Origin of the sequence: Gordonia amicalis (assembly GCF_022059885.1) — a bacterium.
Classification (GTDB): Bacteria; Actinomycetota; Actinomycetes; order Mycobacteriales; family Mycobacteriaceae; genus Gordonia; species Gordonia amicalis.
Genome location: NZ_CP091855.1, coordinates 3,789,333 through 3,809,910, shown reverse-complemented (window position 1 = coordinate 3,809,910; position 20,578 = coordinate 3,789,333). Strand labels below are relative to the sequence as shown.

The 20,578-nt window shown below is 67.7% G+C and carries 17 protein-coding genes and 4 pseudogenes; 12 read left to right on the top strand and 9 right to left on the bottom strand.

Features of this window, described 5'->3' with window-relative positions:
* Positions 1–48 precede the first annotated feature (48 nt).
* Positions 49–933, top strand: a complete 885-nt coding sequence (locus IHQ52_RS17425; RefSeq protein ID WP_051995441.1) for a tyrosine recombinase XerC — start codon at positions 49–51, stop codon at positions 931–933.
* Here IHQ52_RS17425 and IHQ52_RS17420 read toward each other — a convergent pair whose 3' ends face one another.
* On the bottom strand, positions 934–1,437 hold the full coding sequence (locus tag IHQ52_RS17420; RefSeq protein ID WP_006438159.1) for a M23 family metallopeptidase: 504 nt from the start codon (positions 1,435–1,437) through the stop codon (positions 934–936).
* A gap of 288 nt (positions 1,438–1,725) precedes the next feature.
* Between IHQ52_RS17420 and rpsB the strand changes: the two genes are divergently transcribed.
* Positions 1,726–2,544, top strand: coding sequence for a 30S ribosomal protein S2 (rpsB, locus tag IHQ52_RS17415; protein WP_006438158.1), 819 nt, complete (start codon positions 1,726–1,728; stop codon positions 2,542–2,544).
* Between the two features lie 54 nt (positions 2,545–2,598).
* Complete coding sequence (gene tsf / locus IHQ52_RS17410; RefSeq protein ID WP_006438157.1) at positions 2,599–3,423, top strand: translation elongation factor Ts; 825 nt, start codon at positions 2,599–2,601, stop codon at positions 3,421–3,423.
* Here tsf and IHQ52_RS17405 read toward each other — a convergent pair.
* Together IHQ52_RS17405 and IHQ52_RS17400 are read right to left on the bottom strand one after the other, a co-directional pair.
* Positions 3,395–5,070, bottom strand: a pseudogene (locus IHQ52_RS17405) (MFS transporter). The gene tsf and the pseudogene IHQ52_RS17405 overlap by 29 nt on opposite strands.
* A gap of 50 nt (positions 5,071–5,120) precedes the next feature.
* Positions 5,121–6,188: pseudogene (locus tag IHQ52_RS17400) on the bottom strand (condensation domain-containing protein); the annotation flags it as partial.
* 87 nt (positions 6,189–6,275) lie between these two features.
* Here IHQ52_RS17400 and IHQ52_RS17395 point away from each other — a divergent pair.
* The 3 genes and pseudogenes from IHQ52_RS17395 to IHQ52_RS17385 form a co-directional block, all read left to right on the top strand.
* Positions 6,276–6,740 (top strand): annotated as a pseudogene (locus tag IHQ52_RS17395) (DUF4158 domain-containing protein); the annotation flags it as partial.
* 1,594 nt (positions 6,741–8,334) lie between these two features.
* Positions 8,335–9,360, top strand: coding sequence for a Tn3 family transposase (locus IHQ52_RS17390; RefSeq protein WP_238063687.1), 1,026 nt, complete (start codon positions 8,335–8,337; stop codon positions 9,358–9,360).
* A gap of 99 nt (positions 9,361–9,459) precedes the next feature.
* A complete protein-coding gene (locus IHQ52_RS17385; protein WP_006438151.1) occupies positions 9,460–9,777 on the top strand; it encodes an Rv3488 family transcriptional regulator in 318 nt (105 codons plus the stop codon).
* On the opposite strand, the gene IHQ52_RS17380 is transcribed toward IHQ52_RS17385, so the two are convergent.
* The 3 genes from IHQ52_RS17380 to IHQ52_RS17370 form a co-directional block, all read right to left on the bottom strand.
* Entirely contained in the window at positions 9,769–10,260 is a 492-nt protein-coding gene (locus tag IHQ52_RS17380; RefSeq protein WP_006438150.1) for a DoxX family protein, read from the bottom strand. The two genes, IHQ52_RS17385 and IHQ52_RS17380, sit on opposite strands and share 9 nt — an antisense overlap.
* A 31-nt stretch (positions 10,261–10,291) precedes the next feature.
* Positions 10,292–11,506 (bottom strand): APC family permease, encoded by a 1,215-nt coding sequence (locus IHQ52_RS17375; protein WP_238064295.1) that lies wholly within the window; start codon positions 11,504–11,506, stop codon positions 10,292–10,294.
* A 270-nt stretch (positions 11,507–11,776) separates the two neighbouring features.
* Positions 11,777–12,424 (bottom strand): phosphatase PAP2 family protein, encoded by a 648-nt coding sequence (locus tag IHQ52_RS17370; protein ID WP_210738451.1) that lies wholly within the window; start codon positions 12,422–12,424, stop codon positions 11,777–11,779.
* A 222-nt stretch (positions 12,425–12,646) separates the two neighbouring features.
* Here IHQ52_RS17370 and IHQ52_RS17365 point away from each other — a divergent pair, with 222 nt between their 5' ends.
* Both IHQ52_RS17365 and IHQ52_RS17360 read left to right on the top strand, forming a co-directional pair.
* Positions 12,647–13,330, top strand: coding sequence for an ABC transporter ATP-binding protein (locus IHQ52_RS17365; protein ID WP_006438147.1), 684 nt, complete (start codon positions 12,647–12,649; stop codon positions 13,328–13,330).
* Positions 13,327–14,139 (top strand): ABC transporter permease, encoded by an 813-nt coding sequence (locus tag IHQ52_RS17360; RefSeq protein ID WP_006438146.1) that lies wholly within the window; start codon positions 13,327–13,329, stop codon positions 14,137–14,139. Before IHQ52_RS17365 ends, IHQ52_RS17360 begins: the two co-directional genes overlap by 4 nt.
* 23 nt (positions 14,140–14,162) lie before the next feature.
* Here IHQ52_RS17360 and IHQ52_RS17355 read toward each other — a convergent pair whose 3' ends face one another.
* Together IHQ52_RS17355 and IHQ52_RS23710 are read right to left on the bottom strand one after the other, a co-directional pair.
* The gene (locus tag IHQ52_RS17355; RefSeq protein ID WP_006438145.1) at positions 14,163–15,101 is read right to left on the bottom strand and encodes a tyrosine-type recombinase/integrase; all 939 of its coding nucleotides are present in this window, start codon (positions 15,099–15,101) and stop codon (positions 14,163–14,165) included.
* Between the two features lie 366 nt (positions 15,102–15,467).
* Positions 15,468–15,827 (bottom strand): annotated as a pseudogene (locus IHQ52_RS23710) (condensation domain-containing protein); the annotation flags it as partial.
* A 386-nt stretch (positions 15,828–16,213) separates the two neighbouring features.
* On the opposite strand from IHQ52_RS23710, the gene IHQ52_RS17345 reads away from it, so the two are divergent.
* The 4 genes from IHQ52_RS17345 (at position 16,214) to IHQ52_RS17330 (ending at position 19,507) form a co-directional block, all read left to right on the top strand.
* Positions 16,214–17,158, top strand: coding sequence for an alpha/beta hydrolase (locus IHQ52_RS17345; RefSeq protein WP_081598271.1), 945 nt, complete (start codon positions 16,214–16,216; stop codon positions 17,156–17,158).
* Between the two features lie 73 nt (positions 17,159–17,231).
* On the top strand, positions 17,232–18,002 hold the full coding sequence (pyrH, locus tag IHQ52_RS17340; protein ID WP_006438142.1) for a UMP kinase: 771 nt from the start codon (positions 17,232–17,234) through the stop codon (positions 18,000–18,002).
* A 66-nt stretch (positions 18,003–18,068) separates the two neighbouring features.
* Positions 18,069–18,626, top strand: a complete 558-nt coding sequence (gene frr, locus IHQ52_RS17335; RefSeq protein WP_006438141.1) for a ribosome recycling factor — start codon at positions 18,069–18,071, stop codon at positions 18,624–18,626.
* Entirely contained in the window at positions 18,623–19,507 is an 885-nt protein-coding gene (locus IHQ52_RS17330) for a phosphatidate cytidylyltransferase (RefSeq protein ID WP_006438140.1), read from the top strand. The genes frr and IHQ52_RS17330 overlap by 4 nt, the downstream gene beginning before the upstream one ends.
* Before the next feature lie 11 nt (positions 19,508–19,518).
* Here the strand turns inward: IHQ52_RS17330 and IHQ52_RS17325 are convergent, their stop codons facing one another.
* The gene (locus IHQ52_RS17325) at positions 19,519–20,538 is read right to left on the bottom strand and encodes an IS481 family transposase (protein WP_238063685.1); all 1,020 of its coding nucleotides are present in this window, start codon (positions 20,536–20,538) and stop codon (positions 19,519–19,521) included.
* Positions 20,539–20,578: the final 40 nt, after the last annotated feature.

Below are 20,578 nucleotides of genomic sequence, written 5' to 3'. Positions count from 1 at the left end.
CCGCGTGTGGGGTTGCACCCGCTCCTGCCGCACGCTGTGCTGACGGACATGCTCGACGACTTCGCCGATCACCTGCGCCTGGAGAAAGGTCGCAGTGAACACACCATCCGCGCATACGTCGGTGGTGCGCGGGCGCTGCTGTCGTTCGCCGGTGCCCGCGGAGTCGCCGCGGCGGACATCGACCTCGCCCTCCTGCGCGCCTGGCTGGCCGAACTGACACGCCGCGGCGCCGCCCGCACGACGATCGCGCGGCAGGTCTCCGCGGCGAAGACCTTCTGCACCTGGGCGGTTCGCGAGGGCATCATGGCCACCGATCCGTCACAGCGACTCAAGGCTCCGAAAGCACATCGCACCCTGCCTGCGGTGCTCGCGCCCGGACAGGCCGACGCCGCGATCGATGCGACCGCTCAGGACCGCGACCCCGGAGACCCGATCGCACTCCGAGATCGCCTGATCCTGGAGTTGTTGTACGCCAGTGGAATCCGTGTCGGAGAACTGTGCGGGCTCGACGTCGACGACGTGGACGCCGGGCGACGCATCCTGCGGGTGATCGGCAAGGGTGACAAAGAACGTGCCGTGCCCTACGGCGAACCGGCGGCCAAGGCCATCGACGACTGGCTGCGACGCGGGCGTCCCGCCCTGGCCACCGACACATCAGGAGCCGCGCTGCTCCTCGGGGCACGCGGCGGCCGGCTCGACCAGCGGATGGCACGGTCGGTCGTGTCCCAAGCGGTCGCGGCCGCCGGCGGCCCGGCGATGGGACCACACGGCCTCCGGCACAGCGCCGCGACACACCTCCTCGAAGGTGGAGCCGACCTACGCGTCGTGCAGGAACTGCTCGGGCACTCGTCGTTGGCGACGACGCAGATCTACACCCACGTGAGCGTCGAACGCCTGCGAGCGGTGCACCGCCAGGCACACCCCCGCGCCTGATCACGGTGGTGGCCCCGGCTTCAGCGGTTTGAGCCGGACCCGCACCGCCCCGAGGAGGCCCAGCGGGTTCAGGTACTCCGCATCGCGTCCGACCCCGCGTCGAGCGCCCCAGTGCAGGCACGCCGGCACCGGACAGCCCGGATGCCCGGCGACGAGCGTGCCGATCAGCTCGCCGCGGGACACATGGTCGCCCTCGTCGACGGCGGCATCGACCGGTTCGTACGTCGTGATCACCCCGTCCGGATGCTGCACCGAGATGACCGGGCGTCCGGCGACCCGGCCCGCGAACCGCACGCGACCCGCTCCCGCCGCGGCGACCGGCACTCCGGGTGCGGCCGCGAGATCGACACCCCGGTGACCCCGTTGCCATCTCTTCTCCGGCGCATCGAAGCCGGTCACGACCGTCGGACGCGGAGACAGCGGGGCAGAATAGGGGCGAGGTGCGGCGGTACCGGCCTGCGGGGTCGGGCACAGGACGGCCAGCCACAACAACGCGGTGAGCACAAGGCGGGAACAAGCGGGCGGCACACCTCTTGGACGCACGCGGCGCCGATCCGGATCCGTGGCCTGGGTCGGCGGCCGGAACGTTTTGGTTTTCGCTGGTCGACGCGCGTAAACTTTCGTCCGCACCTCATCGGTTGTTGATGGGGTGACTTCGCGCGCCTGCGAAAACACACGCCGAGTGGGCAGTCCCGGGCCTGGTCATCGACCGGTTCGGGTGGCACTCGCCGGCAGGCGCCAGGGTCGGCACCAACCCGGTGTCGACAGACAACTGCGACAAAAGGACATCTCATGGCTGTCGTGACCATGAAGCAGCTGCTTGACAGCGGCGCACACTTCGGGCACCAGACCCGCCGTTGGAACCCCAAGATGAAGCGATTCATCTTCACCGACCGCAACGGCATCTACATCATCGACCTGCAGCAGACGCTGACCTACATCGACAAGGCCTACGAGTTCGTCAAGGAGACCGTCGCCCACGGCGGCACCATCCTGTTCGTCGGCACCAAGAAGCAGGCTCAGGAGTCGATCGCCGCTGAGGCAACCCGCGTCGGCATGCCGTACGTGAACCAGCGTTGGCTCGGTGGCATGCTCACCAACTTCAACACCGTGCACAAGCGTCTCCAGCGCATGAAGGAGCTGGAGACCATGGAGCAGACCGGTGGCTTCGAGGGTCGCACCAAGAAGGAAATCTTGATGCTGACCCGCGAGAAGAACAAGCTCGAGCGCACGCTCGGCGGCATCCGCGACATGGCCAAGGTTCCCTCGGCCGTGTGGGTCGTCGACACCAACAAGGAGCACATCGCCGTCGGTGAGGCTCGCAAGCTGAACATCCCGGTCATCGCGATCCTGGACACCAACTGCGACCCCGACCTGGTCGACTACCCGATCCCGGGCAACGACGATGCCATCCGCAGCGCCGCCCTGCTCACCCGCGTCGTGGCCTCGGCCGTCGCCGAGGGTCTCCAGGCCCGCGCCGGTGCCGCCGGTGGCGACGCCAAGCCGGAAGCCGGCAGCGAGCCGCTCGCCGAGTGGGAGCAGGAGCTGCTGACCCAGGCCGCAGCTCCCGCCGGTGGCGAGGCAGCCACCGACGCCCCGGCTGCTCAGTAACACCGCCGCAGCAATTCGGTCCCACCACACTCTTTCGAAGGAGGCTCGCCAACGATGGCGAACTACACCGCAGCCGATGTGAAGCGTCTTCGCGAACTCACCGGCTCTGGAATGCTGGACTGCAAGAACGCGCTGGCCAACAACGACGGTGATTTCGACAAGGCCGTCGAGGAGCTGCGCATCAAGGGTGCCAAGGACGTGGGCAAGCGCGCTGAGCGCTCCACCGCCGAGGGCCTGGTCGCCGCCAAGGGCGGCGCCATGATCGAGATCAACTCCGAGACCGACTTCGTCGCCAAGAACGACGAATTCCAGAAGCTCGCCGATGACATCGTGGCCGCGGCCGCCGAGGCCAAGACCAACGACGTCGAGGAGCTGAAGAAGGCTGCTCTCGGCAGCGGCACCGTCGACGAGGCCATCGCTGCCCTCTCCGCCAAGATCGGCGAGAAGCTCGAGCTCCGTCGCGTCGTCTACTACGACGGCCCGGTCGCCGTGTACCTGCACAAGCGTGCTTCGGATCTCCCGCCCGCCGTCGGCGTGCTGGTGTCCTACTCCGGTGAGGGCGAGGGTGCCGATGAGGCCGCCCGCGGCGCCGCCATGCAGGTCGCAGCTCTCAAGGCGCGCTACGCAACCCGCGACGAGGTCCCCGCGGACGTCGTCGAGAACGAGCGTCGCATCGCCGAGCAGACCGCCAAGGAGGAGGGCAAGCCGGAGCAGGCTCTGCCCAAGATCGTGGAGGGTCGCGTCAACGGCTTCTACAAGGACGTCGTGCTGCTCGACCAGCCGTCCGTCCAGGACTCGAAGAAGACCGTCAAGGCCCTGCTCGACGAGGCCGGCGTGACCGTCAAGGGCTTCACCCGCTTCGAGGTCGGCCAGGCCTGATCGTTTCCCGGGCCTCCCCGGACGACGACTCGACCGCCCCGTCTCCCATCGTGGAGGCGGGGCGGTTGTCGTTTCGCCGCAGCACCAGCGTCAGGCAGCCGACACCGATCGCGAGTGCGGCCAGAACCCACAGCGTCATGCGGAATGCACCCAGGAAGGTGCGTGCGGTGACCGCGCGTGCCGCACTCTGCGTCCAGGGCTGCGCCTCGCCGGCGATCGCCGCGACCGTGCTGTTCGCCGGGGTGCCCGCACATCCGGTGGCAGGTCGTTCCGGATGTGGCGAGGTGAGCTGTCGTGTCGCGCACCAGGTGAACCGGTCGGCCACCGCCGGCCGGAACATCGGATCGACCGGCGAATCCTCCAGTGCGACGGCGAGTTCCGCGTGCACGGCGGGCACGCTCGTGCCGGTCTGCCCGGCCACCTGTCCGAAGAAGAACATCGTCACGAGCGCCAGTCCGATCGATGCGCCGATCTGTTGCACCGTCGGGATCGTGCCGCTGGCCGACCCGACCGTCTCCGCCGAGGTGTCGGAGAGGATGACCGCCTGCAGGGGGGGGCGACGAACAATCCTGTACCGACACCACCGAGGACCAGGGGAGCCAGGATCGCCGTCACCGGAAGGATTTCCGACGCCGGGTCGAGGACCAGCGCGATCCAGGCGAACGCCACCCCGACGGTGAGAACACCGCCGAGCAGAACCCGTGGCGCGCTCAGGTGGGCGACGGCCCACGGCGAGGCGACCGATCCCACGGCCGCCCCACAGGCGAACGGCAGAGCGAGCAGTCCGGTCTCCAGCGCCGAGTACCCGAGACCGAACTGCGCCGTGATCGACACGGTGAAGAAGAAGCCCGCGAAGACGCTGAAGAACAGCAGCGACATGCCCAGTCCGACCGCGAACCGGCGGGAAGAGAAGAGATCGATGCGCAGCAACGGTGTTCCGCCCCGGGCCGCGAGCCGTTTCTGCTGCCACACGAAGGCGACCGACAGGACCACGGCGGCGCCGAGCATGACCCAGAGGAGTGCCGGCCACTGTTGTTCCCGCCCCACGGCGAGTCGGTACAACAGCAGGAGCAGCGCGGTTGCCGAGAGCGTCATCCCGACGATGTCGGGCCGGTCGGGATCGGGGTCGACGTCGGCGGGGAGTCGACGCCACGCCAGCACGCAGGCGACGACCCCGAGCGGCAGGTTGACGAAGAAGGTGGTGCGCCAACCCCATCCGGCGACGTCGGCGTGCACGAGCAGTCCACCGACGACGGGACCCAGGATCGCGGCGAGACCCGCCACGGCGCCGTAGATCCCGAAGACCAGCCCGTGGCGTTCCCTGGTGAACAGGGCGGCGATCAAGGCCAGTGTCTGTGCGGACATCAGCGCCGCGCTGATGCCCTGCGCACCGCGGAACACGATGAGCATCACCGGAGCCGTTGCCATGCCGCACAACATCGAGGTGACGGTGAAGGCGATCATCGCGATCAGGAACAAGCGCCGACGCCCGTACCGTCCGCGGAGGGTCGCCGCGGTGAGCAGCGTGCACGCGAACGACAACGTGTAGACCGTCAGCACGAGAAGTTGCTGCGAGGTCGACGCCCCGAGGTCGACCGTCAGGTCGGGGAGCGCGATGTTGACGATCGTCGTGTCCAGCATCTGCATGAACACGCCCAGCAGACACCCGGCAAGGGCCAGCCACGCCGGGCCTGCGGTCACGAGGTGAGTGCGGGCAAGGAGGCTCGATAGTCACCCTGCTCGGCCGCCGTGCTGATGACCTCGACGAAGCGTTCGACGTAGCGCTGCACCGATTCCCGCGCGATGTCGGTGTTCGGGTACAGGAAGGTGATCGAGGTCGTGGTGGGGAAGCGGTTCACCCACATGTAGACCTCTTCGCTGCTACCGCGGTTGCCGAACAGGCAACCGTTTCCGGCCTCGAAGATCTCTACACCCGGCAGCTTGCGAACGTCGATGTAGGAGATCATCGGCACCGACCAGCCGGGCACGACATCGAGCCCGTCCCGGGGTTCGGCCAGCTCCAGCACCCGGTGGAAGGAGATGTCGGTTAGCTCTTTTCCGGCGGCGTAGCTGCGTGCCGCCTGCGGTGCGAGGCTGCGGAACGTCGTCGTGTCGTCGACCGTCAGTGGTACCGGGATGAGGCTGGTGAACCAGCCCACCGAGTTCATCTCCTCGGCGCCGGACCTGGTGCTCTTCGGTGTCATGCCGAAATACTCGTTCTTGCCGGTGAATTCGGCGTAGACCAAGGCGGCGGTGGCCATGACCCCGGAGATCACGTTGGAACCCAGTTCGCGGCAGACGTCCTCGAAGCGCTGGGCGGCAGCCTCGTCGAACACCGTCGCGTTGAGAAGCGCACTCCGCGTGTAGCCTTCGTCGCCGGTGCCGAGGGGGAGCGGGAAGCTGGGCAACCGGCCCTCGTTGGCCCGGACCAGCTCGATCCACCTTTCGACGTGGGGCGAGCGCCGGGTGAGCTGCCGGGAGATGGCGCGTTCACGTGCGCAATAGTCGATGTAGCTTCCCACGGAGGGGAGTTCGGCCCCGGCGCCGAACGCGGCGTTCATGTAGAGCGTCATGAGCTCCAGGCAGGTGGACGCCTGGGAGATGCCGTCGGTGTTGAGGTGGTCGACGGCGGCGTAGACCGTGAAACCGCCATCCCATTCGATCGCACCGAAGGTGAAGCAGTCCCAGTTGAACGGACCGGCCGTCTCGTCCTGGACGAGAGTGCAGAGACGCTCGGCGTCGAGATCGCCGTGGTCGACGGGCACGGCATGTGGGGTCCAGTTGAGCGAAGACTGGCGTTAGCGAGTGCCGGTGGCGAAACCCGTTGCTATGGCGGTTGATTCGCCGGATTGGTGGGTGTTGGCGGGCGTGTGGTGGTTGCATGTCGGGTTGTGCGTGATGAGGGCGGGGCCGGGTACGGCCAGTTCGGTGTGCTGTCGAGGGGCGAGCTGGAGCGGTTCTTCTACCTCGATGACGAGGATCGTCGTCTGATCGCGGGCCGGCGGCGGGATTCGAATCGGCTCGGTTTCGCGCTTCAGCTGGTGACTGTTCGGTACTTGGGGATGTTTTTGCCCGATCCGCTCGATGTTCCGGGCGAGGTCGATTACCTGGCTGAGCAGTTGGAGATCGCGGATCCGTCGTGTGTGAAGTCCTACACCGACCGGGAGAAGACCCGGTTCGAACACGCGTGGGAGATCCAGCGCAGGGAGGGGCTGGTCTCGTACGCGCAGGTCGAGGCCGAGCTGCTGACGTGGATCGCGGATCAGGCGTGGATGACCGGCGACGGCCCGAAGGCCCTGCTTGCGGGCGCGGTGGACTGGTTGCGCAAACGCAACGCTCTACTGCCTGGTGTCACGACCCTGGAGCGGCTGGTCACCGACGGCAAGCAGGATGCTGACCGGCGCCTGTGGGCGCAGCTGGCCAGCCAGATGTCGGGCAGGGAGGCTGGGCAGCTGCTGGGGCTGCTGGACACCCAGGAGGGGAACCGCCGCAGGTATGTCGAGCTGGAGCGGCTGCGTAAGGGCGCGTTCACCCCTTCGTCGACGGGCATGAAGAACGCTCTTGCCCGGGTGCGTGACGTGAACGCGGTGATCCCGGCCTCGGTGGATATCGCGGCGGTGCCGGCGCGCCGGTTGATCGCCTTGGCCGCGCACGGCCTGACCGGCAAGACCGCGCACCTGCGGCGGCTGAAATCCCAGCGGGAGCGGTTACTGGCGTTGCTGTGCGCGACGGTGTTCACCTTGCGCGCCAAAGCCATCGATGACGTGCTGGAGCTGTTCGACCTGCTGATGGTCACCGACTTGATGGCCAAGGCCGAACGCCAGTCCAAGGACGAGAAGCTGAAGCGCTACCCGCGGGTGAGCCGCAACGCCGGCAAGCTGGCCCAGGCGGTGCGGGTGCTGCTGGAGATGAGCGAAAACGAGCCGGGCTTGTCGCTGGAGCTGGTGTGGGATCTGATCGAGAATACCGTGTCCAAGGCGGAGCTGCGTGCGGCGCTCGCGGCGATCGATGAGCTGGTGCCGCAGGCGGATCCGGAGTGCGACTCGCAGCGGCTCGAGGAGCTGGCGAACCGGTACGCCACGGTGCGGGCGTTCCTGCCCGCGATGATGCGCAACATCGATTTCGGTGCCACCGCCGATGCCGCGCCGGTGTTGAAAGCCGTTGCCGCGCTGGCGGATCTGATCTCTCCGCAACGCACTGGTCGCGGCGGGTTACCGGCCCGCTGGCTTGATGCCCGCCGTGTCGATCACGACCTGGTCGGGGGCGGCTGGCAGCGCCTGGTCTACCCGCCCGAGCGGCCGGAACAGACCGTGGACCGGGCCGCCTACACCCTGTGTGTGCTCGAGCAGTTCCACGGGCATCTCAAGCACCGCAACATCTTCGCCGAGAACTCCTCCAAATGGCGTGACCCGCGTGCGCACCTGTTGTCGGGCATGGCGTGGGAATCCGCCCGCGACAGCGGCATGAACGTCCTCGGCCTGCCGGACAATCCGCGCTCGATGCTGGGCGAGCTGGGCGAAAGCCTCGACGCCACCTACCGGGAGCTGGCCGCACGGTTGGGTGCCGACACTCCGGCGACGGTGGACGAGGACGGGAAACTGCACGTGGCGGCGTTGAACGCGGTGCCGGACCCGCCGAGCCTGGTCGATCTGCGCCGCCGCACCGCGGCGATGATCCCGCGTGTGGACCTGCCGGAGATGGTCCTGGAGGTGATGAGCTGGTATCCGGAATTCGGGGAGTCGTTCACCCACGTCGCCGGCACCAAGGCCCGCGTCGCGGACTTGGGTGTGTCGGTGGCCGCACTCCTGTGCGCCCAGGCTATGAATGTCGGGCTCACACCGGTGACCTCGCCTGGCGCCGACGCGCGATCGGCTGCGCCACGTCGACCAGCACTACCTACGGGCGGAGACGATGGCCGCGGCGAACACGGTGCTGGTCAACGCCCAAGCCGAGGTGGCGTTGGCCCAGCTGTGGGGCGGCGGCTGCGTCGCCAGCGTGGACGGGATGCGGTTCGTGGTACCTGTCCGGTCGATCCACGCCCGACCCAACCGAAAGTACTTCGGGCCGAAACGGGGCAGTACCTGGCTGAACATGCTCAACGACCAGGCCGCTGGGCTCAACGCGATGGTTGTGTCGGGCACGCCGCGCGACTCGCTCAACGCCATCGACGTGATCCTGCGTCAACCCGAGGGCAGCAAGGTTCCCGACGACATCATTTCCGACGCCGGATCATATTCCGACATTGTCTTCGGCCTGCTGCATCTGCTGGGCCGCAAGTACCGGCCGCAGCTGAAGCACTTGCCCGACCAGCGGTTGTGGCGCATCGACCCGGCCGCCGACTACGGGCCCCTGGACAAGGCCGCACGAGGGCGGATCGACATCGAGAAAGTTTGCTCTCACTGGGAGGACATGTGCCGGGTGGCGGTGTCGATGAACCGTGGTGAGGTCTCCGCGCACGAGGTCACGCGCATGATTTCCCGCGACGGCAATCCCACCCATCTCGGCCAGGCCATCGCCCACTACGGCCGGATCTTCAAGACCCTGCATATCCTGCGGCTGGCCGACGACGAACCCTACCGGCGGGAAGCCAAGGCACAGGCCAACCTTCAGGAAGGACGCCACGACCTGGGCCGTACCGTGTTCCACGGCCGCAAGGGTGAACTCGTGCGCGCCTACCTCGACGGCATGGAAGATCAGCTGTCCGCGCTGGGGCTCGTTTTGAACATCATTGTGCTGTGGAATTCGGTGTATCTGAGCCGTGCTCTGGATGAGCTGCGTGCCCAGGGCTACCCGGTGCGTGACGAGGATGCCGCCCGGCTGTCGCCGTTCGTCCGCCGCCACATCCGTCTCGACGGTCACTACTCCTTTCTGCTGCCCGACCTCGGTGGTGCGCACCGGCCACTGCGGGATCCGGACGCTCCCGATGATGACGACTGATGAGTCTCGAGCGCCGGGCGTTCGGAACCGATCGCCACTGTTCACGGGCTGTTATCGTTGTCCGATATCGGTTTGGTCATTGCTGGTGTGGAGGGTGGCATGCGGGAGTTTCAGCGGGGTGCGGTGCGGTTGCACATCCTGCACCACGCCGCGCTCGAGGATGTGCACGGTGCGTGGTTGACCGAGGAGCTCGGCCACCACGGGTACCGGATCAGCCCGGGGACGTTGTATCCGACGCTGCATCGGCTCGAGGCCGACGGGCTGTTGACCTCGCGGCAGGAGGTGGTCGAGGGCCGGGCGCGGCGGGTGTATCGGGCCACCGACGCCGGGCGGGCGGCGTTGGCCGAGGACCGCCGTGCCCTGCTGGAGCTGGCGAGAGAGGTCCTCGGAGACGAGCTCGGCGAGCGGTCAGCGTGAATCCGCGGTGGCGGACGTGGCGGGGCGCAGCCGGGCGTCGAGGGACCAGGCGCCGGCGCCGACGATGAGCAGGAACAGGCTGCCGCACAGTTGCGCGAGGTCGGTGCGGGATTCGTGGACGAAGTCCCACCACCCGGACTTGCCGGTGAACAACGCCGCATCACCCCACAGGATGGGCAGTTTCGTGATCAGTAGTGCGCCTGCCATGTTGACGATCATCGGGATCACGGCCAGGCGGGTGAGCAGTCCCACGAGAATGAGGGCGCCGCACGCGATTTCGAAGATGCCGTCCAAGGGTGCGAGGACATCGGGGGCGGGGATGCCGGCCTTGTCGAAGCGTCCGGTGCCGAGCTGGTCGGGGTAGAGGAATTTCTGGATGCCTTCGAACAGGAAGACCGCGCCGACGTAGAAGCGGATCAGGACCACCGCCGCGGGTGCGGTGGTGGTGGTCAGTCGGGCCTGCCAGGTGTCGAACGGGGACACGGGATACCTCTCTGATCGGATGTGTCGAGGGTCAATCGTTGTTGTGGTTGCCCTCGCCCGGCACGGGTGCTGTGCGTGCCAGCGCGCGGCGGGTGAGGTAGGCGAGGGCGCCGAGCGCCAGGACCGTGGCCCCGGCCAGTACCGAAGACAGCGGCAGGGAGAAGGCCAGCACGAGGCATCCGGCCAGGCCCACCACCATGATGGGGCGCGCGGGACGGCCTTCGGCGGGGGTGAGGGTCCAGGCGGCGGCGTTGGCGATCGCGTAATAGGCCAGGACACCGAACGAGGAGAAGCCGATCGCACCGCGCACGTCCACGGTCGCGGCGAGGACGGCCACGATCACGCCGACGGTGAGTTCGGCGCGGTGGGGCACCTTGAACCGGGGGTGGACCGCGGCCAGGGCGTGGGGCAGGTGCCGGTCGCGCGCCATGGCCAGACTGGTGCGCGAGACCCCGAGGATCAGCGCGAGCAGCGACCCCAGTGCGGCCACCGCCGCGCCGACCCGCACCACCGGGGAAAGCCAGCCGCAACCGGCGGCGCGCACGGCATCCGACAGCGGCGCGGTGGCCGTGGCCAGGGTATCCGGGCCGAGCACGCTCAGCACCGCGACGGCGATGACGGTGTAGACGACCAGCGTGATACCCAGTGCGAGGGGAATGGCGCGCGGGATGGTGCGGGCCGGGTCGCGGACCTCTTCGCCGAGGGTGGCGATTCGCGCGTAGCCGGCGAAGGCGAAGAACAGCAGGCCCGCCGCTTGCAGGACACCGGCGGCGGTGACGTCGCCTCCGAGGTCGAGCCGGGTGGCGTGCGCGGTATCGGAGGTGAGGGTGGCCACGGCGACGGCGGCGAGCACGGCCAGCACGATCGCGACGATCGTGCGAGTCAGCCACGCGGTCTTCTGCACCCCGGCATAGTTGACCGCCGTCAGCGCGACCACCGCGCCGACGGCGACGGCGTGCGAATGCGCGGGCCAGGCGTAGCTGCCGACGGTCAGCGCCATCGCCGCGCAGGAGGCGGTCTTGCCGACGACGAACCCCCACCCCGCGAGGTATCCCCAGAAATCGCCGAGCCGTTCCCGCCCGTACACGTAGGTGCCACCCGAGGCCGGGTATCGTGCGGCCAGCCGCGCCGAGGAGGTCGCGTTGCAGTAGGCCACCACCGCCGCGACCGCCAAGCCCAGCAACAGCCCCGACCCCGCCGCGCGGGCCGCCGGAGCCAGGGCGGCGAAGATGCCCGCGCCGATCATCGACCCCAGCCCGATCACCACCGCGTCGGCGACCCCCAGCCGCCGGTGCAGCTCGTCGGGCACGTCGGTGGCCCGCGCCGTGCCCGACGGGTTGCTGTTCGACACCACCGGTTTCTCCTATCGTTCTCCGATATCGGGAGACGATATACGCGCGGCGTGTTGGTCGCCACCCGTCGGTTCGCGAGTCGACCACTCTGTCGGACGTGTGTGTCGCCGGATGCCGATGCGTGACACCGGCTGGGGCAGGGGATCCGGCGGTGCCCACCGGGATCAGGGACGGGAGACGGCCGGGGTGCGCAGGTGACGGCGCAGGGGTGGCAGTTCGACCAGACCGGCGGCCAGCAACGCCGCGCAGATGGCGGCCAGTACGCCACCGAGGACATCAATGGGGTAGTGCACGCCCAGATACACCCGGGCCGCCGCCACGACCAGGGTTGCGGTGGCGCCGACGGCCCCAGCCAGGATGCGCCAGCCGCCCTGCGTCACGAGCACCGCGGCCAGCGCGGCGGCGGCCGCGAGGGTGGTGTGGCCGCTGGGGAAGCTCTGTGCGTTGTCGGGAGCGATCACCCACAGCCGGCTCGGGGGCCGGGCCTCGGCCACACCCAGCTTGATCACGGACGCGATCATCAGCGCACCGCCGAGCACCAGCAGTGTCTGTACCGCGTCGCGACCTCGGCGGCGCCACCACAGTGCGGCCGGAGCCAGGATCGTCGCCGCGACCCCGACCGCCGCGGACGCCGCGTGCGTCGCGGCGATCGACAGCGCGGTCGACACCCCGTTACGCCACCCGGCCACCGCGTCATCGACCGCGATACCCCATCGCGTCACCTCGGTGCTCGTTGCCGCCGCCCCCACGCCAAGGAGCACCATCAGCATCACCGAGGCCGCAGCAAGCCTCTTCCACGCCGGGGAAGTCACGGCGCTGGGTGATCCTCGGTGCCGCACGCGGCCACCGCCAGCGGCACCGCACCGAGCCCGATCAGGAACCTACGACGTGTCAGCACAGACAATTGCGCACCCTTCGTCACGATCACGAGCCCATCGCTCGCACCCACACAACAAGATATCGACTCACGATATCGAACTCCGATAGTGTTTCCCAGGTATGCAGCTGGGCTGCCCGGGGTTCGAGGAGGTCGGATGAGTGCGGCAGACTTCGGGTTCGACGATGTCGTGGTGGTGCGCGACAGTGTGCGTGCGCTCGATGGGTTCAGCGCGGTCGTCCCCGGCCACGGTGTGACGGCCATTTACGGGCCCTCGGGGTCGGGAAAGTCCACGCTGCTACGGCTGTGCAATCGGCTCGAGATTCCCACCACGGGACGCGTGCTCTACGGTGGCCGCGATATCGCCGAACTCGATCCCCTGCGGCTGCGCCGACAGGTGGGCATAGTGTTCCAGCGACCCACACCATTTCCCGGCACGATCGCCGAGAACCTGCACACCGCCGACCCGGACGCGGATCCGCCGCGCATGCGGGAGGTGCTGGCGCGGGTCGGGCTGTCCGGGTCCTGGCTCGACCGCGACGCGACCGCGCTGTCCGGGGGTGAGGCGCAGCGAATGTGCCTGGCGCGCACCCTGATCACCGGACCCGAGGTCTTGCTGCTCGATGAACCCACCTCCGCACTCGACGAATCGGCCGTAGACATCGTGGAACGCGCGGTACTCGGGCTGGCAGGCGACGGAGTGACCGTGCTGTGGGTGACCCACGATCCACAGCAGGTCCGGCGTGTCGCCGACCGGGTGCTACGCATCGACGCCGGACGATGCGTCGGCCTCGACCCGGTCAACCCGCCACCGGACACCCTCGAGGAGATCCCATCGTGAACGATCTGATCAGCATCGCCGGGCTGGCGACCTCCCTGGCCCTGGTCGGGGTCGCCGCCACGATCTCGCTGTGGCAGCGCCTCGGCTTGCACCGGCAGATCCTGTGGGCCGCGGTCCGGGCGCTGGTTCAGCTGCTGCTGGTCGGGGCCGCGCTGAGCCTGCTGCTCGAACCCGGCCGGTCACTGGCGTGGTCGTGGCTGTGGACCGCGGCGATGGTCGCCTACGCCGGCGACGTCGCCCGCCGACGCGCACCCGAGTTCCCCCGCATCATGGCGCTGACCATCACCGCGTTCGCCGCCGCCGCCGCGATCACCCTCGGCGTCGTCTTCGGATTCCGGGTCCTTCCCCTGGAAGCACGCACCCTGGTCCCCATCGCCGGGATGATGGTCGGCAACTCCATGACCGCCACCGTGCTGGCCGCCCGCCGCCTCGTCGAGGAACTGCGCGACAAGCGCGACGAGGTCGAGGCCCGGCTCGCACTCGGCCAACCCTCCAGCCAAGCCGCCCGACCGTACGTGCGCGCGGCACTGCGCTCGGCGCTGACACCGCAGATCGAAACCACCAAAGCCACCGGCCTGGTATTCCTGCCCGGAGCGATGACCGGACTCATCCTCGCGGGCGTCGCACCGGTACAGGCCGTGCGGCTGCAAGCCGTCGTCATGTTCCTGGTCCTGGCATCGGTATCCACCACCACCGTCGTCGTGACTCTCGGACTCGTGCGGCGCGTGTTCACCACCGACCACCGACTCCTGCCGCTACCCCGACCACAACAAACCAGCCACGGCAGCACCGGCCCCGCGACGACCTGACCGTTTCGATCCCGTCGGCAGGCTCAGCGACCCGGACGGCGACGCGCGGCCGGGTCGGTGTCGGCCTGATAGCGCCGCAGCCCCTCGTCGGAGACCCTCGCGTACTTGGCGAGGCTGCGCACCGACGTGTGCCCCGACAGCTTCATCAGCAGCGGCGTCGACGCGCCGTCCTCGGCCGCGTGCGTCAACCGGGAATGCCGCAACTGGTGCAGCGTGTACGGGCCGTTGTCGTAGTGCCCGGTGTGGGCCTCGAACAGCTCGGCCGCGCGCCGGTAGGACAACCTGGCCCGGCCCGTCACCGGGTCGACATCGTTGCGGGCCACCGAGGGGCGGGCCCTGCGGTCGGTGAGGAACAACGGGCCGGTCCTGCGGCCCGCCAGCATCCGCGGCAACAACCGTGAAGTGCCGGTCTGCCACGCGATGACCTCACGCGCCCCACCCTTACGGGTCACCACCGCACACCGGTTCGCGATGTCGAGATCGGGCACATCCAGCATCAACACCTCCTCGGCACGCGCCGAGGACTCATACAGCAAATGCCACAACACCCGCTGCCGCAGGCCCGCATCCGATCCCAAGATCTCCGCGACGCGGTCCCGGCTCAGCGCCTTGCTGGTGTCGGGCGGCGCGGGCCGTGCCCGCAGCCGCACCAGCGGATCACCGGCCAGCCACTGCTGCTCCCGCCAGTACCCGCACGCCGACCCCAGCGCGGTCAACCGGATGTTGAACGTCTTCGCCGACTTGCCACCCCACACGAACGTGAACCACCCACTCACCCGATCCGGCTCCGAACCCAGCAGCGCCACATCCGTATCCGCCCCGAAGTCGGCGACGAGGCGAACCAGCGCCGCCGCGTACGTCGCGCGCGTGTTCGGCACCGTGATCGTCGCCAGATAGATCCGCACCGCATCGGCCAGCCGCACACCACCCGCCGACCGCGGCAGCCTCCGAACCTGTCCCATCCCACCGACCTCCCCACGCACTACCGCAGATAGTTTCCCGAGTCGCCCCCGCCCACGAGACGCATCGCGCCAGGACTCGCCCGAGACTACCGCACATAGTGCGTCACTATGTGCGGTAGATGCTTAGCGCCAGTTTCCGCAGAAAAAATGGGCAGAAGGCGAAAATCCTTCCACGCGAACGACTCTCACTCCTCAACCAGGCGACACGCCGGCCACCCAGGGAAGTCGCCGCAGGCACCGTTTCGTCGCGACCGAGCGCTACGAGCCGATTTATCTGGCCCGAATCCGATGCCCCGAGGGATCCTCTGGGCATCACCACACCAGCACTCGCTAACGCCAGTCTTCGCTCAACTGGACCCCACATGCCGGCACCATCTCGATGTCCTCGGTCGGCACGAGATGACGAAGCACCGAACCGTCGTTCTCGATCGAGAACCACGAACGGAAGCTGTCGTGACGCCGGATGAACTCGTTGACCGCCGTGGTCATCGCCTCCACATCCAGCGGGGCCGCGACGTCGAATGCCATGAGGCACAACCGGGCGAACCGGAAACCGGCGGATTCGTTGCGCCACGCAACTTTCAGGTATTCCTCCTGCTAATGCGACGCGGGGACGGGATGGGCGGGCGCCTGTCCGGCGGCGGTGACCGAGGCGAGTGAGGCCACCCAACTCGTCAGATGACCGGGGCGCGGGTCCCACTCCTCGATCAGTCCGAACTTAATCATCGTGTGACCACCTCTTTGCTGAAGGGGATTTGCTACCGGGTGAACCGGGTTTCGAGGCGCTTGTCATTCAGGTGACTTATAGCACTTCGACGGTCGCCCGGACGCTACATGAGATTGGTCGACGATGTAACGGGGTTCCGACGGATGGGCCTCGTTCTGGTGAAAATGTCAGGCTTCCTGGACAATTGACCACATCTGATGTCAGTTGGTCCCCTGGTGGACACCGTCGCTCTCGTCCGGCAGACTGCCTCCGCATCGCCTGTGATGCGGATCGCATCGCTGTGGTGCTGTGGGAAAGCGGAGTGGATGAACGAACAAGGTCTCACCGGGGTGAACGGTCGCCGCATGTTCGGTGCAGTGGGTCTCGTCGCGCTGTCGTGCTGGCGATGATGGTCGGTCTGCCCAGCCGTGCTGCCGCGGAGCCGAACCCGGCGTCGATCGTCGCCGAACACGTGCAGCCTGCGGGTGAGATCGACCTGGCGGTGCGGTCGACGGCGATGCGTCAGACGGTGACCGTCAAAGTTCTTCCCGCACGAGGGGATCGGCCGGCGCCCACGCTGTACCTGCTGAACGGCGCCGCCGGCGGTGACGGCGGCAGCAGCTGGTTCGACCGCACGGACATCCGGACGTACTTCGCCGATCAGAACGTCAACGTGGTCGTACCCATGGGTGGCACCGCGAGTTACTTCACCGACTGGCAGCATCCGGATCCCGTGCTCGGGGTGCAAAAATGGGCCACGTTTCTCACCTCGGAACTGCCCGCGGTGATCGACCGTCGTCTCGACGGGAACGGCCGCAACGCGATCGCGGGCATCTCGATGGCCGGGGCCTCGGTGTTCCAGCTCTCGCTGCACGCCCCCGAACTGTACGAGGCGCTCGGCTCGTTCAGCGGGTGTGCCCAGACCAGCGACCCGATGGGCCAGGCGGTCGTGCGAATGGTCGTGGAGGGACGCGGCCACGGCAACACCCTCAACATGTGGGGGCCGCCGACGAGTCCGGCATGGCGGGCCAACGACCCGTATGTGCACGCGGCGTCGTTTCGCGGCAAGTCGATCTATGTGTCCAATGGTTCCGGCACACCTGGGCGCTACGACACGATCGATGGCCCGGGCATCGACGGGAACCTCTCCAAACTGTTCGATCAGCTCGCCGTCGGTGCGGTGATCGAGACCGCGACGGCCGAGTGCACGCGCAACCTCCAGCGCCGGCTGCGCGAGGTCGGGGTGCCGGCGACCTTCCACCTTTACCCCGGCGGCACCCACTCGTGGCCGTACTGGCAGGACGAACTGCACCGCGCCTGGCCCCAGTTCCGCGCGGCGCTCGCACGCTGACACCTACGCGTGTCGCGGGTCGCATTCGGTGAGGACGTACCATAGTTCTCCGAACCGACGAGTGAGGAAGCGAATGAGCGAAGCGCCCGATCCCACCCCATCCGATCTCGACAAGTCCGAGCGTTCCGGGTCCGGGCGTTCCGGATTCCATCGAGTCCTGTTGAAGCTGGGCGGTGAGATGTTCGGCGGGGGAGAGGTCGGTCTGGACCCGGACGTCGTCGCGACCGTGGCCGATCAGATCGCCGACGTCGTCAACTCCGGTGTCCAGGTGGCCGTCGTCATCGGCGGCGGCAACTTCTTCCGCGGCGCCGAGCTGCAGCAGCGTGGCCTCGACCGTAGCCGCTCGGACTACATGGGCATGCTCGGGACGGTGATGAATTGCCTTGCTCTGCAGGACTTCCTGGAGAAGCGCGGCATCAGCACACGCGTGCAGACCGCCATCACCATGGGTCAGGTCGCCGAGCCGTACCTGCCGCTGCGCGCCCAGCGTCACCTCGAGAAGGGACGCGTGGTCATCTTCGGCGCCGGAATGGGCATGCCGTACTTCTCCACCGACACCACCGCCGCCCAGCGCGCGCTGGAGATCAAGGCGGAGGTGGTCCTCATGGCCAAGGCCGTCGACGGGGTCTACGACGCGGACCCGCGTACCGACCCGAACGCCCGAATGTTCACCGAGATCACCCACCGCGAGGTCCTCGACAAGGAACTCAAGGTCGCCGACGCGACCGCCTTCAGTCTGTGTATGGACAACAAGATGCCGATCTTGGTGTTCAATTTGCTCCAACAGGGCAACATCGCCAGGGCGGTGGCCGGAGACCGGATCGGCACGCTGGTCAGCACCTGACGAACACCCGCGCCCCGCACGAGAACACGGCCTCGCCAGGCCCTACCGAACGGAACAAGGACGAAGATGATCGACGACGCGCTGCTCGACGCCGAGGAGAAGATGGAAAAGGCGGTCAACGTCGCCAAGGAGGACATGGGCTCCATCCGCACCGGACGGGCGAATCCGTCCATGTTCAACAAGATCAACATCGAGTACTACGGCGCGATGACCCCGGTGACCCAGGTCGCGTCGATCAACACCCCGGAGCCGCGCCTGGTCGTCATCAAGCCGTACGAGGCGTCGACGCTGCGAGACATCGAGACCGCGATCCGCAACTCCGACCTCGGTGTGAACCCGACCAACGACGGCACGATCATCCGCGTCGCCATCCCGCAGCTCACCGAGGAGCGTCGTCGCGACCTGGTCAAGCAGGCCAAGGGCAAGGGTGAGGATGCGAAGGTCGCCATCCGTAACGTGCGTCGCAAGGCCGCCGACGAGCTCAAGCGCATCCAGAAGGACGGCGAGGCCGGCGAGGACGAGGTCACCCGTGCCGAGAAGGAACTGGACAAGACCACGGCCACCTACGTGCATCAGATCGACGAGCTGGTGAAGCACAAAGAAGACGAATTGCTCGAGGTGTGAGCGAGAAGGCATCCGACCCCGAGAAGAAGTCCGGGCCCGAGAAGAAGTCCGGGCCCGAGAAGAAGTCACGGGCAGGTCGTGACCTCCCGGCTGCGATCGCAGTCGGAGGCACGCTCGGGGTCAGCATCATCCTGATCCTGCTGTTCGCGCCGATGCTCTGGTACGGCCTCGTCGCCGTCGCGTTCGCGATCGCCACCTGGGAGGTCACCAAGCGGCTGCACACCGCCGGGTACAACGTCGCCTTCTGGCCACTGCTCATCGGCGGCCAGGTCATCATCTGGATCAGCTGGCCGTACGGGCCCACCGGAGTGCTGGTCGCCTTCGTCGCGACCGTCCTGGTGTCGATGGTGTGGAAGCTGCTCGCCCAGGGCATCTCGAACGCACCGGAGGACTATCTCGTAGACCTGGCACTCACCGTGTTCGTGCTGGCCTGGCTGCCGCTCCTGGCATCCTTCGGCGTCCACCTGGTGACGCAGGAGGACGGTGCGGCCCGGGTCGCGACGCTCATGGTGGTCGTCGTCTGCTCCGACGTCGGTGGATATGCCGCCGGTGTCCTGTTCGGCAAACACCCCATGGCGCCGGCGATCAGCCCCAAGAAGTCGTGGGAGGGCCTGGTCGGTTCGCTGCTCGTCGGCACGGTCGGCGCGGTCGGCTGCATCACGTTCCTGATCGGCAGCCACTGGTGGATCGGATTGATCCTGGGACCCGTCCTGGTCGTGTGCGCGACTCTCGGCGACCTGGTGGAGTCACAGGTCAAGCGCGATCTCGGCATCAAGGACATGGGGACGCTGCTCCCCGGCCACGGCGGCATCATGGACCGCCTCGACAGCCTGCTGCCCTCGGCGTTCGTGGTGTGGGCGGTGCTGACCGCTCTCCTCTGAAACGTGGGGCGCTAGCTGTACTGACCCGCCAGGTTGGGTACGCGGTCGGCGGGTGAGTCGCCTCTGAGTGCGGTGTGGCTGCGTTCGTGATTGTAGATGCGCAGGAACTCGTCGAAGGCGGCCACGCGTTCGGTCTCGCTGTTGTAGGGGCGGGCGTAGGCCCATTCCTCTTGCAGTGTGCGGTTGAATCGTTCCACCTTGCCGTTGGTTTGCGGCCGGTACGGTCGTGTCCATTTGTGTTTGATCCCGTTGTCGGCCAATCGTTTCCGGAACATTCTGGACCGGTAACAGGACCCGTTGTCGGTCATCACCCGTGTGGTCGTGACGCCGATCGAGGCAAAGTGGGCCAAGGCACGCGTCATGAACGCGGTCGCGGTTTCCTTCTTCTCATCAGCGAGGATCTCCGAATAGGCGTATCGGGAGTGATCATCGACGGCGTGGTGCAGGTAGGCGTATCCCAGGTTGGGGCGGCCATGCACGGTGCGGGGCCGGGACGGATCGCGATGGGCACTGGAATTGCGGCCGCCTCGGGCGCGGCCGTGCACGCGGTGCCCACCACCGTCGGGGATCCTGCCCAGCTTCTTGATGTCGACGTGGATCAAGTCCCCGGCAGCTTCGCGTTCATACCGGCGAACCTCACGTCGTCGTGCACGCACCGGTGCTCCGGTGGCCGGGTCGGTCCACGACAACCGCACACACTGGTACCGGGTGAGGATGCGGTGGACTGTGGACACGTTCAACCCCAGGTGGAACCCGATCCGAGCTGGTCCCCAACGGCGCGACACGCGTAACCCCACCACCCGGCGTTCCCGGCGACGGGTGGTGCGATGCGGGCATGAGCGGGGCCGGCTTGAGCGGTCAACCATCCCTGCGGGCCCGTGGTCGCGGTAGCGGTCGGCCCACCGTTTGGCCGTGGTCACCGAGACATTGAAACGGTCCGCGGCACGCCGCAGCGGCCACCCATCCTCGACAACACACCGAGCCAGACGCAGCCGGCCAGTCGGGGACAACGGTGAATTACGGTGAGACATGAAGACCTCCGGGTTGAGGAGCGGTTCTTAGACAGCTCCA

Bases quoted from the DNA above. Each gene is read 5' to 3' on its own strand.
- pyrH (WP_006438142.1), top strand. From the start codon at position 17,232: ATGAGCGAAGCGCCCGATCCCACCCCATCCGATCTCGACAAGTCCGAG.
- IHQ52_RS17325 (WP_238063685.1), bottom strand. From the start codon at position 20,538: ATGTCTCACCGTAATTCACCGTTGTCCCCGACTGGCCGGCTGCGTCTG.
- rpsB (WP_006438158.1), top strand. From the start codon at position 1,726: ATGGCTGTCGTGACCATGAAGCAGCTGCTTGACAGCGGCGCACACTTC.
- IHQ52_RS17365 (WP_006438147.1), top strand. From the start codon at position 12,647: ATGAGTGCGGCAGACTTCGGGTTCGACGATGTCGTGGTGGTGCGCGAC.
- IHQ52_RS17345 (WP_081598271.1), top strand. From the start codon at position 16,214: ATGATGGTCGGTCTGCCCAGCCGTGCTGCCGCGGAGCCGAACCCGGCG.
- IHQ52_RS17425 (WP_051995441.1), top strand. From the start codon at position 49: ATGCTCGACGACTTCGCCGATCACCTGCGCCTGGAGAAAGGTCGCAGT.
- IHQ52_RS17385 (WP_006438151.1), top strand. From the start codon at position 9,460: ATGCGGGAGTTTCAGCGGGGTGCGGTGCGGTTGCACATCCTGCACCAC.
- frr (WP_006438141.1), top strand. From the start codon at position 18,069: ATGATCGACGACGCGCTGCTCGACGCCGAGGAGAAGATGGAAAAGGCG.
- tsf (WP_006438157.1), top strand. From the start codon at position 2,599: ATGGCGAACTACACCGCAGCCGATGTGAAGCGTCTTCGCGAACTCACC.
- IHQ52_RS17355 (WP_006438145.1), bottom strand. From the start codon at position 15,101: ATGGGACAGGTTCGGAGGCTGCCGCGGTCGGCGGGTGGTGTGCGGCTG.
- IHQ52_RS17375 (WP_238064295.1), bottom strand. From the start codon at position 11,506: ATGATCGGCGCGGGCATCTTCGCCGCCCTGGCTCCGGCGGCCCGCGCG.
- IHQ52_RS17390 (WP_238063687.1), top strand. From the start codon at position 8,335: ATGGCCGCGGCGAACACGGTGCTGGTCAACGCCCAAGCCGAGGTGGCG.